Annotated in this window: 11 protein-coding genes and 1 other RNA gene; 4 read left to right on the top strand and 8 right to left on the bottom strand. The window is 64.7% G+C overall.

Going from position 1 to position 14,440, the window contains the following annotated elements; genetic code table 11:
- Positions 1 to 402 precede the first annotated feature (402 nt).
- From rnpB to B0I08_RS14975, 4 genes are all read right to left on the bottom strand, one after another.
- Positions 403 to 811: RNase P RNA component class A (gene rnpB, locus B0I08_RS14990), an RNA gene on the bottom strand.
- Positions 812 to 863: 52 nt separating this feature from the next.
- Entirely contained in the window at positions 864 to 1,604 is a 741-nt protein-coding gene (locus B0I08_RS14985; RefSeq protein WP_181243435.1) for a zinc ribbon domain-containing protein, read from the bottom strand.
- Positions 1,605 to 1,622: 18 nt separating this feature from the next.
- Positions 1,623 to 2,441 carry a Nif3-like dinuclear metal center hexameric protein gene (locus B0I08_RS14980; RefSeq protein WP_106214263.1) on the bottom strand — a complete coding sequence of 273 codons (819 nt, stop codon included), beginning with the start codon at positions 2,439 to 2,441 and terminating at the stop codon, positions 1,623 to 1,625.
- Positions 2,442 to 2,450: 9 nt separating this feature from the next.
- Complete coding sequence (locus tag B0I08_RS14975; protein WP_106214261.1) at positions 2,451 to 3,386, bottom strand: DMT family transporter; 936 nt, start codon at positions 3,384 to 3,386, stop codon at positions 2,451 to 2,453.
- A 203-nt stretch (positions 3,387 to 3,589) separates the two neighbouring features.
- On the opposite strand from B0I08_RS14975, the gene B0I08_RS14970 reads away from it, so the two are divergent.
- Positions 3,590 to 4,663 carry an alkene reductase gene (locus B0I08_RS14970; protein ID WP_106214260.1) on the top strand — a complete coding sequence of 358 codons (1,074 nt, stop codon included), beginning with the start codon at positions 3,590 to 3,592 and terminating at the stop codon, positions 4,661 to 4,663.
- Between the two features lie 87 nt (positions 4,664 to 4,750).
- Here the strand turns inward: B0I08_RS14970 and B0I08_RS14965 are convergent, their stop codons facing one another.
- Both B0I08_RS14965 and B0I08_RS14960 read right to left on the bottom strand, forming a co-directional pair.
- Positions 4,751 to 5,587 (bottom strand): class II glutamine amidotransferase, encoded by an 837-nt coding sequence (locus tag B0I08_RS14965; protein WP_106214292.1) that lies wholly within the window; start codon positions 5,585 to 5,587, stop codon positions 4,751 to 4,753.
- A 105-nt stretch (positions 5,588 to 5,692) separates the two neighbouring features.
- A complete protein-coding gene (locus B0I08_RS14960) occupies positions 5,693 to 5,878 on the bottom strand; it encodes an antitoxin (RefSeq protein ID WP_106214258.1) in 186 nt (61 codons plus the stop codon).
- Positions 5,879 to 6,100: 222 nt separating this feature from the next.
- Here B0I08_RS14960 and B0I08_RS14955 point away from each other — a divergent pair, with 222 nt between their 5' ends.
- From B0I08_RS14955 to B0I08_RS14945, 3 genes are all read left to right on the top strand, one after another.
- On the top strand, positions 6,101 to 6,961 hold the full coding sequence (locus B0I08_RS14955; RefSeq protein WP_106214256.1) for a DUF2510 domain-containing protein: 861 nt from the start codon (positions 6,101 to 6,103) through the stop codon (positions 6,959 to 6,961).
- Positions 6,962 to 7,141: 180 nt separating this feature from the next.
- Positions 7,142 to 9,436: a glycosyltransferase family 2 protein gene (locus B0I08_RS14950; RefSeq protein ID WP_146134442.1), complete on the top strand. Its 2,295-nt coding sequence runs from the start codon at positions 7,142 to 7,144 to the stop codon at positions 9,434 to 9,436.
- Positions 9,433 to 10,980 carry a chitinase gene (locus B0I08_RS14945; RefSeq protein ID WP_106214252.1) on the top strand — a complete coding sequence of 516 codons (1,548 nt, stop codon included), beginning with the start codon at positions 9,433 to 9,435 and terminating at the stop codon, positions 10,978 to 10,980. Before B0I08_RS14950 ends, B0I08_RS14945 begins: the two co-directional genes overlap by 4 nt.
- Here the strand turns inward: B0I08_RS14945 and B0I08_RS14940 are convergent.
- Positions 10,947 to 13,115 (bottom strand): sensor histidine kinase, encoded by a 2,169-nt coding sequence (locus tag B0I08_RS14940; RefSeq protein WP_106214250.1) that lies wholly within the window; start codon positions 13,113 to 13,115, stop codon positions 10,947 to 10,949. The genes B0I08_RS14945 and B0I08_RS14940 overlap by 34 nt on opposite strands.
- Positions 13,108 to 13,755: a LuxR C-terminal-related transcriptional regulator gene (locus B0I08_RS14935; RefSeq protein WP_106214248.1), complete on the bottom strand. Its 648-nt coding sequence runs from the start codon at positions 13,753 to 13,755 to the stop codon at positions 13,108 to 13,110. Before B0I08_RS14935 ends, B0I08_RS14940 begins: the two co-directional genes overlap by 8 nt.
- Positions 13,756 to 14,440 lie beyond the last annotated feature (685 nt).

Genomic DNA, 14,440 nt, shown 5'->3' with positions numbered 1-14,440 from the left:
TTTGACATTGTGCACGCTGTTGAGTTCTCAAGGATCGGACGCACCTGATCCCACCTCACGGTGTTCCTCAGGGCAACTTCACAAACCTATCACACCGTTCCCATTCGCACGAACCGAGTTGCACCGGCGGAAGACCGCCGAGAACTTCGCTCCGTGAAACCGAGGGAGGGAGTGACTTTCAATCCTACGTCTGACTCGCAAGGCATTCAAGAATGCTTTGGATTCTGACGGGATTTTGTCCCGCTTGAGGCCGGTAAGCACTGCGGCTAGTTCCGAACCTGTGGGGTGACGAGAGATGACATTACAGGGGGATTCTCCCGCCGCGCAAATGCACCGTGTAACCCGGGCGTTTCGCGCCGATCGTCGGCGCCGAATACGGGCTGGCCGTACCGGCGGGTAGTGCAAACGGGCCGACCGTACGCCGGGTTCTGTTCCGGTGATTCACGCTCTCGCGCGGACACCATCGACGGCCATCTATCTACGATGTACGTTGCCGCACACCTCTAGCGGTCTACCCGGAAACTGGGCGAGCAGCCTTTAGCGTTTCCTGTCTGACCTTGCTCCGGACGAGGTTTACATAGCGAGCCCGATCACTCGGGCCCCTGGTGGGCTCTTACCCCACCGTTTCACCCTTACCGTCGAACCACGCCCGAAGGCGCAGACCGAAGGCGGTCTACTCTCTGTTGCACTTTCTCGCGGATTGCTCCGGGTGGGTGTTACCCACCGCCCTGCTCTGTGGAGCCCGGACGTTCCTCGGCAGTTGCCCCAACCTTGCGGCCGCGACAACCAACGCGACCGTCTCATCGACCCGTTTGCAGAACCAACGCTATCGGGTCAGCGAGAGGGGCGGAACCGGGAGGCTTTTAGATGCCGGATTCGGCCGTGCGCACCAGGATTACGTTCGAGTCCGGGCACAGCAATACATCGTCGGGTGCTGCGTTGCGGATCGCGACCATGTCGTTCTCATTCAGCTTCACGCCGCTGGCACTCGACACTCCCCCGCGCAGGAACGACACACCCTGCCCGTAGCGGGCCCGGAGCTTTTCGTAGAGCGCGAGCAACTCTGCGGGGATATTCTCCGCGATCGCTGCGCGATTCGCTGCCGCATTGCCGCGCTCGGCTTCGACGACGACGAGTTCGGCGTCGCGCTCCGCTTCCGCCTCCGCGATGAGGGCTTCGACGGCATCGATCTTCCCCTGGGTGAGAGCGAGGTTTGACGACAGTTCGTCGACCTTCTCCATCACGGTGAGTTCGATCTCCTCGAGGTCGCCCTGCCGTTTGCGCAGCGCCGTGAGTTCCTGCTCGAGTGCCTGAACATCCTTGACGGACGAGGTGACCTGGAGCCTCGCATCATCCCGCTTGATTCGGGCTTCGACGACCGCGACATCTGATTCGATCCGGCCGAGCTCGGTCTGCGCATCCTCGAGCGTTCCGCGCTGCTCGGACAACAGCACGGCGATGGTTGCGCGCTCAGCAGCAAGCTTCTGGAGCAGCGCGTGCTGCGACAGGCTTTTCGCCCGGTGGGCGATCTGGGCGAGCTTCGTGTCGAACGATTGGAGTTCGAGCAGGAGAGCCTGCTCGCTGGGGCTAGCTTTCAAGGCCATGGGGATTACACCTGTTCTTCACTGGACAACAACAAAATCCCACGGGTCGGTGCGCAGGTCGCTCACCGTTACGGTAACGCCATCGAGTGCCTCACGCAGCTGGGAGGCCGCGGTGTCGAGCCACAACCACTCACTTGCCCAATGCGACACATCGATGAGGGCTGGCCCGCCGCCCAACCGCGCGTTCTCGCGAGATTCGGAGGCGGGGTGATGCCGGAGGTCTGAGGTGATGTAGACGTCAGCGTCCATCACGGCGCGGGCTCCAAGTAGAGAGTCACCGGCGCCCCCGCAGAGCGCGACCGTGGAGATCGGCGCGTCGTAGTCTCCAGAGACTCGGATGCCGGCCGCGGTGGGCGGAAGGATCGTGGCGAGCTCGCGGGCCAGGCGACCGAGCGTGGTGGGCTCTGCAAGAGTTCCGGCTCGGCCAATGCCGCGCGTGGGGATCGCGCCGGGCACAATCGGAACCGCGTCGACGAGGTTGAGACGGTCAGCCAGCACGGCGGATGTTCCGGTCTCCACCACATCCGCGTTGGTGTGTGCCGCTATCAGGCCGCAGCCCGCGCGGATAAGTCGGGCGAGGGCCGCGCCCTTGTACCGGTCCTCCGCCACACTCGTCACCCCGCGCAGCAGCAGCGGGTGGTGCACGAGAAGCAGATCCGCGCCAATTTGAAGAGCCTCGTCGACGGTGTCGAGCACTGCGTCGACCGCGAGGTGGATGTGAGTGACGGGCGCGTCGGGGTCACCCGAAAGCAAGCCCGGGGCATCCCACGATTCGGCGCCCTCCAACGGCCACAAACTCTGCGCGACGGCGTTGACTTCTGCGACGGTAGGGGACACCGCACCAGTCTATTCGGCCCGTCGCCTCGTGCCAGGCGTGGGCACTGGCCGCGCGGACGCGAGGATCGTCACGCCGGCCAGGATAAGTACGATCGATGCCCAGCCGACCGCGGTCAGCCGCTCCCCCACCACGAGCACGGCGAGGACGGTTGCGACGACCGGCTCCAGCAACGTGATCGTGGTCACGGCACTGCTGCGCAGGGTGCCGAGTCCGAACCCGAAGAAGACGTAGGCGACGAACATGGGGCCGAGCGCCAGGTACGCGGCGATCGCCACGTTGCCGGGAGTGGCAAGGATGGGGGCGCCGGTAACGAGCAACACCGGCAGCAACCCGAGGCTGCCAAGCCCGAAGGTAGCGCCCATCGCGGCCCGCCCGCTGTGTCCAAGGCGGATGACACGAGTCGAACTGTAGGTGTAGAGAGCGTATGAACACCCAGCAAGTAACCCGAGCAGCACACCGAGGGGTACGTTTCCGCCTCCGGCGCCAGCATCCGCATGCCCAAATATTCCGAGCAGGATGACCCCCGCCACAGCGAGGGCCGTCGAGAACATTCCGCGTCGCGACAGGCGCTGGCGTTCCCAGAGCCATTCGAACAGGGCGGCGAACACCGGGCCGGACCCGAGCGCGACGACGTTGCCAATGGCGACACCCGCGAGGTCCATCGCGGTGTAGAACGCCAGCGGGTACACGACTACACCGAGCGCGCCGACCACCAGCCAGGGCACGGCGGCGCGGCTGCGGATGGCGGCGAGCGCTCCCGTGGCTGCGGTGATGAACAACAGGATGCCGCCGATCGCCATGGTGCAGGCGCCGATGGCGATCGGGCTGACTTCTGCGCCGAGGAAGCTGGCGGCGGTTCCCGTGGTTCCCCAGAGCAGAGAGGCGACGACCAGCGCGGCCGTGGCGGAGCCGACCGAGCGCCTGCGCGTCTGGAGCGACGTCACCTGGATGCCCCTTACGTGAACTGGTTGTGGATGGTGGACCGGTGCATTGATGGTGATTTGTGCCGTCACTGTACCAAGGGGTGGCTGCCCCCGATTGCTGTGGGTTGGGGGAGAACAGGAATAGTGCTCATTGCTGTGCAGTTGCAGTCGGGGGTCGCGTGCGAATCGCGACCAGTCGTTTTCAACAGTAAGGAATTACCCACGTGCTCTTGTTCTCTCCGGTCACCCTCGGCGCCCTCGCACTGTCCAACCGCGTTGTTATGGCGCCTCTGACCCGCGTGCGCGCGGGTGAGTCAGGCATCGCCAACGATCTGCTTGTCGAGCACTATCGGCAGCGCGCGACCACGGGCCTTATCGTCTCGGAGGGCACGTACACGAGTGCCGAGAGCCAGGCCTTTGTCGGGCAGCCCGGAATCGTTACCCCGGAACAGATCGCGGGATGGCTTCGCGTCACCGACGCAGTACACGAAGAGGGCGGCCTCATCGTTGCCCAGCTGATGCACGGCGGACGGGTCACCCACCCCGATGTGAACGGCGGACACACTCCGGTCGCCCCGAGCGCCATCGCCATCGAAGGCTCCATGCGCACCGCGATGGGACCGAAGCCGTTCCCCGTGCCGCACGCACTCGAGCTCGACGAGCTCCCTGGCATCGTTGCGCAGCTTGCGGGCGCCGCTCGGAACGCGATCGAGGCGGGATTTGACGGCGTTGAAGTTCACTCCGCCAACGGATACTTGCTGCACGAGTTTCTGTCGCCCGCGTCGAACGTGCGCGACGACCTCTACGGCGGATCTCCGGAGAACCGCGCGCGTTTGGGAATCGAGGTGCTCACCGCGGTCGCTGCGGAAATCGGGGCCGACCGCGTAGGCGTGCGCATCTCCCCCAGCCACAACATTCAGGACGCCCTGGAGACCGACGACGCCGAGACTCGCGCCACCTACGAGGCGCTCCTCACCGGCATCGCTCCGCTCGGCCTCGCCTATGTCAGCGTCTTGCACGCTGACCCCGCCGGCGAGTTCGTGCAGCACCTGCGTTCCACGTTCGGCGGCGCGTTCGTCGCCAACAGCGGCTTCGGAAAGATCACTACCCGCGAAGAGGCCATCGCCATCGTCGAGGACGGGTTCGCCGATGCCGTGGCGATCGGTCGACCGGTGATCGCCAACCCCGACCTGGTGCGTCGCTGGAGCGAGAACCTCGAGCTCAACGAGCCGAACGCTGCGACGTTCTACGGACCCGGCGCCGAGGGTTACACGGACTACCCGGCACTGGCGAGCTAGGCACGCGAGTCCGGCCGGCGAGCGGTATGGCTCGCTGGTCGGGCTCGCTGGTCGGGCTCGTCCGCGGTTCGCCTAGCCGGTCCGACCTCAGGCAGCCAGAAACTGCTCCTGTCGGTATCCGTCATCGTCCAGGATGACGGCGCTCGATTCCGGCACCTCGACGAACACGCCCGGCAGGTCGTTGAGCGGCTCGGACACCACAACCTTCGCGCGTTCCCCGAAAGCGTTGAGCCGCTCGACGTCCGGATACATCTCCCGGATGCTCGGGATGTCCGCGGAGTGAAACAGCGATCGCGTGCGTCCCTGCGACGAGTATCGGGTCGTCCAGAGAGTGGAGCCGTCCGAGATTGCAACGGTGCCATTCCACGGGAATTGGGTGCCGTGCTTGTTGCCAATCTCCTCGACGGTGCGAATCGCGCGCCCGAGCGCACCAAGAGGATCGTCGCGGAGACCGTACGTGAGTGCGAGGTGGAAGACCACCTCGGAGTCAGTCGTGCCGAGCACATGCGGGTACAGCGACGGGTCGATCAGAACGGTGAGGTCACGTTTGATCTTCGGCCATTCGGCGATGGCACCGTTGTGCATGAACATCCAGTTTTCGTAGCGGAACGGGTGGCAATTGGTCTGCTGGATCGGCGGGCCAGCCGCGGCGCGAACGTGCGTGAAAAAGAGGTGGCTCTTGATCGCCCCGGTGAGCTCACGCAGGTTCTCGTCATTCCAGGCCGGTTCGGTGCTGTGGAACAGTGCAGGTTCTGCGGGACTGTCCTCTCCCGTTGGGTACCACCCGAATCCGAATCCGTCACCATTGACTGTCTCTGCGCCGAGCGGGGAATTGAGCGATTGCGCGACGATCGAATGCTTCGCATCGAGCACAATCGTCGCGGGCCGCAGCGGTTCTCCCAAGTATGCGAGCCACCTGCACATCTGTTCGTCTCCTTCCGGCGCATCCGAAATGACGCGCACGCGACCAGTGTGCGCGCTTGGGTCGCGCCTCCGGAACCCGGCAAATGGCGGTTTCGCGCCGTTGTTCTACTGGTCGCCGATTTTCTTGTCTGCTGCCTGCTCGGCCGAGTCGATCTTGTCGCTCGCCTTTCCACCGCTGGCCGAATCTGCCGCGTCGGACGCTTTGTCCAGGCCCGCATCCGTGGCCTTCTCGCCCTTCTCGCTGCCCGCGAAGTCTTTTGCCTTGTCGCCAATGCCGCCGAGGTCTGCCATGGGGTCGCTCCCGCTCGTTAGTTGTGACGCCCCGTCGCGCCGCAGTTCAGTATGCGCGTGCGCACGACCGGGAACTAGGGGCAGCCCGACATCCGCCCACGCCCCACCGGCCTGAGTTCCTTGTGTGGTTGTTGCCCAGTTCGTTCCCATACGCTGGGCCAGTGCCCGCTCGACGTTCAGCGTCGACTGCCGCCGACCCGACCCCCGCGGAGGATTGACGATATGCCCGTTGTACCGACACCATCCGAGCCGGGCTGGTATCCCGACTCCCGCCACGCCCACCTGCTGCGCCACTGGTCTGGTTCGGCGTGGAGCATGCAGACCAAACCGAACGACGCGTATGTAGCACCTCCTGCGCCAGCCTCCGATGCGACTACCCCCGGCAGCGTGAGCGGGGCGTCGCCCATAGTCGACGGAAAGTGGGTGCTGCGCACTCGCCCCGAGCGTGCCGTTACTCCGATCCCGTCGGCGTTGCCTGCTTCTCCGGCGGTGCCTGCTTCTCCGCCCGCTGGCCCGACGACGGAGACGCCTTCCGCGGCAGAACCCGCGCGCACGCTGAGCTTCGAGCGCGTTCGACCGCGAGCCACGACCGGCGCGAATGATGGCGCACCCGCGGCAGACGCACCCGCCGTGCACCCGCCCGCGGCAAGCGCATCTGGTGCGTCGGCACCGTCGGGTTCGGCGGATGATGAGTACGCGCAATACTGGGCGCAGACGTCGATGTTCGGCCCCCAGCTGTCGTCCAAGTCGGCTCGGATAATCCGGGATGCGTCGGCGCCCGGCGAACTTCCCTGGCTGGTACTCGCCAACGGAGCGGCATCCGCAATCCTGGTCGCCTTCGACGATCGCGCGCTGATCATCCGACTGGCGAAGTTGACGTCGTTCAAGCCAGCGGGCAAACCCGTAACGCTGGCGTACGCCGATATCGCGTCCGTTGGCATAGCCGCCGGAGCGCCCGCCGGAGACCTGCAGATTGTCACACATGCGGGGGTGACGCACACGATCGCGCTGACCCCGGCCGAACACGTGGCGTCATCGGTGCAGCTGGACCGTCTGCGGTCGTACCTCGCGTCGGACGGGTAGGACCAGGATCCGCGAAAGCCACCGCCACGCAAAACCACCAGAACCGGTGGTTGACTTCCCCTCTAAGGGCATTTGGCCCCAGCCACACTGAGTCTGCGGGAATTCGAGACGCACCTAACGGGGTGTCGCCGCGGGCTGAGGGCAACTCCGACGCGCGCCCGCCAGGAGGGGGACGCACCCGTGCGCACGGAAGCCAAAAAGACGCTCCGACCACGTCGCCAATGGGGGACGGACAAGGGCACCACGCCGCAACCTGCCGTGCACGCCATCCCATCGCCGTTCAAAATCGCTCGTGGCCGTATCGCCCCGGCCCTCTGCGTGGTGCTCTGGTTCTTCTATCTGGTGTCCGTCGTTGTCGCACTTGCCCGCGGTAATGCGCTGGAAGACACCACGCAACTGGTGACGACACTCGCATTTCTGGTGTCGGTTTCCTTCCTGACTTTCTCCGCCTGCATGTACCTGCTCGCGCGCTCCGCAGCGTTGCCACGCTTTGCCGCTCACCGCCGCGTCCGCCGAATCGCGCTCGACGAGCATGTCGCGCGGATGATGCACAGCGGGCAGGCGCACCCCCCGCGGCCGCGGCTTGTCGCGCTGCTTCCCTCCCGATCCGAGGAGCCCGAGCTGGTGCGGCTGTCGCTGTGGTCCGTCGCCCTCCAAGAGTTCCCTGATATGCAGGTCGTGCTCCTTCTCGACGACGACCCCGATCCGTCTGACCCGGCAGAGCAGGAATCACTGGAACGCAGCCGGATGCTCGCAACCGAGATCATGACCCAGCTTGATCCCATGAGGAACCGGGTCGAAGAGGCCTGGGCTGTCTTGACCACTCCTGCGGCCACAAGACGCGAGCGGCCCGACGCGACCGAGGCGACGAAAATCGTCATTCGCGAGCACGCCGTTGCAGCACTCTGGCTCCGAACGCTCGCGGACGCTACCCCGACGCGCAACCACGTGGAGGTTTTCTTCGCCGAGCAGGTGCTCCGCACACTCGCCACGAGTCTCGATGCCACTGCCATCGCGTTGCGGGCGGCGTTGGACAACGGCGAGACGCCGCTGTCCCAGAGCCGCGCAGAACAGGTACTTCGGCGTTTGCTCAACATCTTCACCGTCTCCATCAGTGTGTTCGAGCGCAAGCGGTACGTCTCGCTGTCCCACGCCCCGAACAAGGCAATGAATCTGAACAGCTACCTTGGCCTCCTCGGGGGGATGTACCGCGAAAAGAGCGACAGCCGCGGGCTCTCTCTCGTGCCAATCGATGCGATCGCAGCATCCGCCATCAATCCTTCGGAAATCATCGACGTGCCCGATTACGATTTCGTCCTTACGCTGGACGCCGATTCGATGCTCCTGCCCGAGTACTGCCTGCGTCTCACCCACGTGCTTGACCAGCCGGAGAATCAGCGGATCGCCGCAGCGCAGACGCCCTACTCCGCCTACCGGGGAGCACCCACCCGACTTGAGCGCCTCTCGGGCTCCACAACCGATCTCCAACACATCGTGCATCAGGGAATGACTGCTTTCGGAGCGACGTACTGGGTCGGCGCGAATGCCGTTTTGCGCCGCACCGCGCTTGAAGACCTCCGGCGCGAGACAACGGAAGATGGCGTGCGCATCGTGCGCTATATTTCTGACCGCACGGTGATCGAAGACACCGAGTCCACCATTGAGATCGCTGCGCACGGATGGTCGCTCTTCAACTATCCGGAACGCCTGAGCTACAGTGCCACCCCGCCGGACTTCGGAACTCTTGTTATTCAGCGCCACCGATGGGCCGACGGTGGTCTGCTCATTCTGCCGAGACTGTACAACCTCATTCACATGCGCCGCAGGCAGGGCGAGCCACTGCCACTCGCCCAGACCCTCCTGCGCGCAAATTACCTGGGCTCGATCACCTGGGTTACCTTTGGGCTTCTCGCCGTGCTGACACTGAATCCCATGAGCGGGCGGCTGGTCACGTTTCAGCTTCTGCTCATCGCTGTGCCGTACTTCTTCGAGATGGCCTCCGATCTTCGGTACCTCGGCTACCGGCGCCGGGATATTTTTGGCATCTACGCGCTGAATCTTTTGCTATTGCCGGTGAACTTCGCGGGAACCGTCGCATCTCTCGGACAGGCACTCACCGGCAGGAAGGCTCGCTTCGTGCGCACGCCCAAGGTGAGCGTGCGTACTCCCGCTCCCCCGCTTTTCATCCTTGCGGGCCTCGTAGTAGTAATCGGGGCGAGTGTAATCGCTGTGCGCGCTGGTCTCACCGGAGACTGGGGAACAACCGCGTTCGCCGGAGTCACGGCACTCGCGGCTACTTGGGGTATCGGGCGGCTCATCGGGGTACGCCACGCTCTCAGTGACCTGTGGTTTGGCTGGCTGAATTGGATCTGGGTAGATTCTCCCCGCACCGCACCGGTCGCCTCTATAACCACGCCATTCTGGTCGACCGTAATCGATGATGGGCCGCTCGAAACAATGGCGGTCCTTCGATGAGCCCGATCCGCGCGCACTCAAAGTCGCGATTCGCGGGCCGCAGCCTTTCGGTCGGACGGCTCGTTTTCAGTGTTGCTGCAGCGTCATTAGTTTCTGCCGCGGTCGCCGTCTCGGCGGTGCTGCCAGCGTTTCAGCCTCCGGTTGATGGTGCGCCCGTCGACAGCCGCTGGTTCGCCGGATACTACGACGTCACGCTTGAGTCGGGTGAGCAGCTTGCGCGTAGTCCGCTCGGCGATTCTGCGGGCGGGGCCGTTCTCGCGTTTGTGGTCGCCGCCGCAGACGACGAATGTACGCCGACCTGGGGCAAGGCCTACAGCCTCGATCAGGCCGCGCAGCTCTTCGAACTCGACCGTCGGGTCGAACGGATGCAGCGCGAAGGCCGACCGCTGGCTGTGTCGTTCGGCGGCGTGATCAATACCGAGCTCGCGTCTGCCTGCAGCAACGCCACCGAGCTCACTGCCTCTTACCGCACTGTGATGGACCGGTACGGCATCGACGTAATGGACCTCGACATTGAGGGAGAGATGCTGACGGATACCGATGCCTCACTCCGCCGCGCCCAGTCGGTTGCCGCGCTGCAGGCGGAACGTCGGGAAGCGGGGGGTTCGCTCGACGTGTGGCTGACCCTTCCCGTGGCACCGTATGGCCTGACCCCGGATGGACTCCTCCAGGTCGAAGGCATGCTCGACGAACGAGTCGACCTCACCGGCGTCAACGTCATGACCATGAACTACGGAACCGATGGCACCGCCGCTCCGATGTCCTCGCTGAGCATCGACGCGCTGCAAGCCACCGCGTCGCAGCTCACCGCGATCTGGAAGGAACGTGAGCTCCCCTTGCCCGAGGGCGGAGTGTGGTCGCTCCTGGGGGCGACACCCATGATCGGTCAGAATGATGTCGCCGGTGAAGTGTTCACCACCGACGATGCTCGCGCGTTCAACGAGTTCGCTTCCACGAAGGGCGTCGCCCGCCTTTCGATGTGGTCGCTCAATCGTGACCAGACGTGCGGCAGCAATTACCCCAACCTCACCGTGGTCGCAACATCGTGCAGCGGGATTGAGCAGGCCGGCGAGAGCTTCACCACTATCCTCACCGAAGGCTACGAGGGCACGCCCTCCGGTCGCCCCGCGGCAACGACACACGAGGAGGTCGTTTCAGATGATCCCACGACGAGCCCGTACCCAGTCTGGTCGTCGCGCACCTACTACTCCGCGGGTGTGAAGGTCGTCTGGCATGGCTCTGTGTATGCCTCCAAATGGTGGAATGAGGATGGTCCAACACCAGATGATCCGTCCCTCGACGCCGAAGGGTCCGCGTGGACCTATCTCGGACCCGTACTTGCCTCAGACGTTCCGTTCGCTCTGCCACAACTCGAGCCGGGCACATACCCTGAGTGGTCCGAGAAAACGCTGTACGACCAGGGAGACCGCGTGCTGTTCGAAGGGACAGGCTATGAGGCACGATGGTGGTCGCAGGCGAAGGACCCCAGCCTGTCCGTTCTCGATCGCGACTACTCGCCGTGGAAACTCATCACGGACGGGTGATCTACCGGTGACGCCGGAAATTTGGTGTGTCGACCGTCAACGGTGATGGTTGCGCGGGCATCCCGTCCCGCCGGGAGCAGCCGACCGACCGCGCGCGATTGCGCCGTGTTGATCGCCGCAGCCATCCAGACCAGGATCAGCCTGATTTGTCGGTCACCGCCGACATCATCACTGTCATCAAGTAGCAGCACGTCGACGCCACGCTCTCGTGCAGCAGCCACAGTCGCGGCCAACGGCTCCCGCGCCAACGATCCGGCACGCAGGCCGTCGCGCAACTCCCCCTCGCACCTCGCGTACTCGCGCCGCTGGACGTCGGTGACGGCACCGAGGGTGCCAATCCGCTCCAGCATCGGCACAGCCGTGCGCGCAAGCTCCGCGACCCTGCCGGTCAGCTCCGAACGTTCGGCTAGAGTCCAGCTCTCCCTCTCCGCGGAGGCCAGAGCATCACGATGAAGGGCGGTAATTCTTCGCTGCATACGATCAACGACTCTCACGAGCGCCGCCGCCAGCCCCACAAGCACGAGGGGTCGGAACGTCACCTGCGCGATCTGCGGGGCCGCCGCTCCGCTCAGGACACCCGCGATGACGAGAACCACAACGATTACGCCCGCACCAGCCAGCGCGGCAGGGATTCGTCCGCGGAGAACGAGCGGCACAAGCAAGAAAGCGAAGGCCGCCGCGAACCACATCGTGCCGTAATTGAACGTCATTCGATCTGACAGGTACACCGCCGTAGCCCCGACGGCGAGCCCACCGCACGCCAATGCGACGACGACCCCCGTGCGCCACGGGGAAGGTACCCGCCGCGGCGACCGTCTGAGGACCTCGGCAGCGAACAACGCCGTCCCCAGCACTGCGAGCTGTAATTGCCAGGTGCCTGGCATCGCTATCGATGCGAGGATCGCGCAAATTGTTTGCAACACCACATACGCAACCGAGATCACTGTGACGCCTCGACGTAGTGCACCCCGACCCTCCGAAGGAGTCAACTCCCCCACCGGCGCTGTCGAGCACAGGAGACGGACGACCGTTCCGGCGCCGGGCGCCGACTCGATCTCTGCGCTGCCGCCGCGCACACGCGCCATTCGTCCCACGATGCTTTGGCGGATCCCCAGCCTGTCCTGGGCGATCGCGGCCGGATCGAATCCCGGCCCGTCGTCGGTTATCTCGACACGAATCTCCCCATTTACCTGCTGAAGCACAACGGTGAGAACTGCATCGGGAGCGTGCTGCCTGCTATTGCGCAGCGCCTGCCTGGTCGCGCCGACCAACGCGTCGTGCACCGCTACGGCTGACGTCACAGTGGACTCTCCCCGCACTGTAAAGCGGGCACCGTGGAGGCGCGCTTCGTTGCCCAACGAGGCGACGAGTGCCATTGGTTCGCGTGCCTGTTTCTCTGTCAGACGAGTCACCATGGAGACCGCTTCGCGCGCCTGCGCGGCAAGGCGGTCCCGAGGGACGGGCAGGCCAGAAGCGGCAAGGGTGAGGGTGGCAAGAACCTCGTCGTGGACTACCGCCGCTGCGCGAGTGCGGGCTGCGAGCCGCCCCCGTTCGGCGGACTCCCGCGCGGCGGCTGCAGTTGTCGACACAGCCGCAACGTCCAGCCCTCGCCCAACTGAAAGGATGTGCCCACCAATTACGCAGATCACCGCGCCGGTAAGTAGCGCCTGCACGTCGTTAACAACTCCGTCGAGGTCGAGACCGCCAAAAAGCGTACGGTAAAGCAGCCCTGCTATCGCCCCGGCGATGACCGTCACCCACGCCAGCCCCTGTCCGCTGGCCGCGAGTGCCGCTGCGGCCGCTGCGGCCGACGCCGACAGCGTCCAGGGGATTCGATCAATTCCCTCCGCGGGAACGGCTGCCGCAAACGTGAGGAGTGTGGCCCAGTACCCGCCGACAGCAACAGACGCCATGACGCGCAGCGACCGGTCCGACACCCTCCAGGCGACGACGCCCGCCAGAACCGTGACGCTGGCCGCGAATATGCCAATGCTGAGTGACCACAACGGGAAATCGCCCTGCCCGCCCTGCGCGACGATGGAGAGATACACCGCTACCACAAGCACTACGAGTAGCGCCGAGTCGACGGCGAGAACACGGCGTGCCGACCGTTCGCCCGGACCGACCTCAGCCACGTCTGGGCGCCTGCACGAAACCGTCCTCGATGCCCCGCTGGTACAACTCGACCTTCGTTGTGGCCGGACGGCCTATCTGGTGATACACCGATCTGATCCGGCGCAAGTGGTCATTGACTGTGTTCTCGGAGATGAACAGCATCTCTGCCACGTCTCGGGCGCCCAGGCCCGATGCGTACAAGCTCAGCACCTCACGTTCCCGCGCCGTCAGCGGCGCACCGTCTAGAAGCGGGTCGGAATCGAGCGCCGACGCCCATTCAGTCGTCGGGACCAGGTCCCCTCGTGCCGCCGTGCGTAGCGCTTCAACCAGCGCCTCCCGCGGCGTCGACTTGCGAACGATGCCCAGCACCTCAGCACGCGACGCATTGCGCACTAGATACGGGTCTTCGCCCGAGGTCAGCACAAGAACGTTCGCGCCCCACTCGCGGATCTGGCGAACGTTTTCCTCCGGATGGATACCGTCACGAAGGCTCAGATCGAGCACAACGAGTTCGGCGTCGCGCATCGGTCGTACCAGTTCGGCCACCGACGTCGCGTGGCGCGCGAACACGAGACCTTCGGCAGACTCGATCAGATTCCGCACGCCGATCGCGACCAGCTCGTGGTCGTCAACAACAGCGACCCGCGTAGTGGCGTTCATCCGAACTCCTTTGCCGTGGGCTGCTCGCCGCATTCGCCCTGGGGTCAAGGCCCAAAGCTTCGAGGTCACGCAGACCCCCCCCTACAAGAATTTGTGACCTAGGTCAATCGTCACCCTAGCGCAGTCATCCCCTTCGAGCCGCTCACGGTTGACAGCGCTGCGAATCCACCGTGCCAGCCGCCCCGAATGGGTTCAGTGCCCAATCACCCAAGCCGTTGACGGGGTGAATAACGACCTCTCCGGACGATTCTGCCGCTCGTCCGCCCTCCGTAGTTCGAGGTGGGCCGCGATGCCGGGAGTCCGGTTCCGCGCCGGCGGGTTTCGCGTGCTGACTGCGATCGAGCATGTCGCCGGGACTGTGCAACCGGACTGTCTGCTTCCGCATCGCGCGCAGAAGTGGCGGGCTGCCGCTTTGTTCTTTCGGCCCAGCAAGCGGCAGAGTCCTAGGACGAGCTAGCACCATACGCGAGAAGGACAAGGGTGGTCAGTGCCCCTACGGCGAGCAGGACAATAACGCCGATGACTAGGATCCTCTTCTTGGGCATTTGCGTCACCTCCGGTATGCCGCTACCCATCACCAGACTGGGAGCGGGTGATCGCGGCTACAGACCGAGCATATGACCGCGACTCCCACTCGAGGCGATTTTTTCGGTTACCCGCATGGTCACGCTGAATCCCCACCCGG

This window comes from Glaciihabitans tibetensis (assembly GCF_003003265.1).
Lineage (GTDB): Bacteria > Actinomycetota > Actinomycetes > Actinomycetales > Microbacteriaceae > Glaciihabitans > Glaciihabitans tibetensis.
The sequence above is the reverse complement of the archived record's forward strand: the minus strand, read 5'-3'. Positions and strand labels throughout refer to the sequence as shown.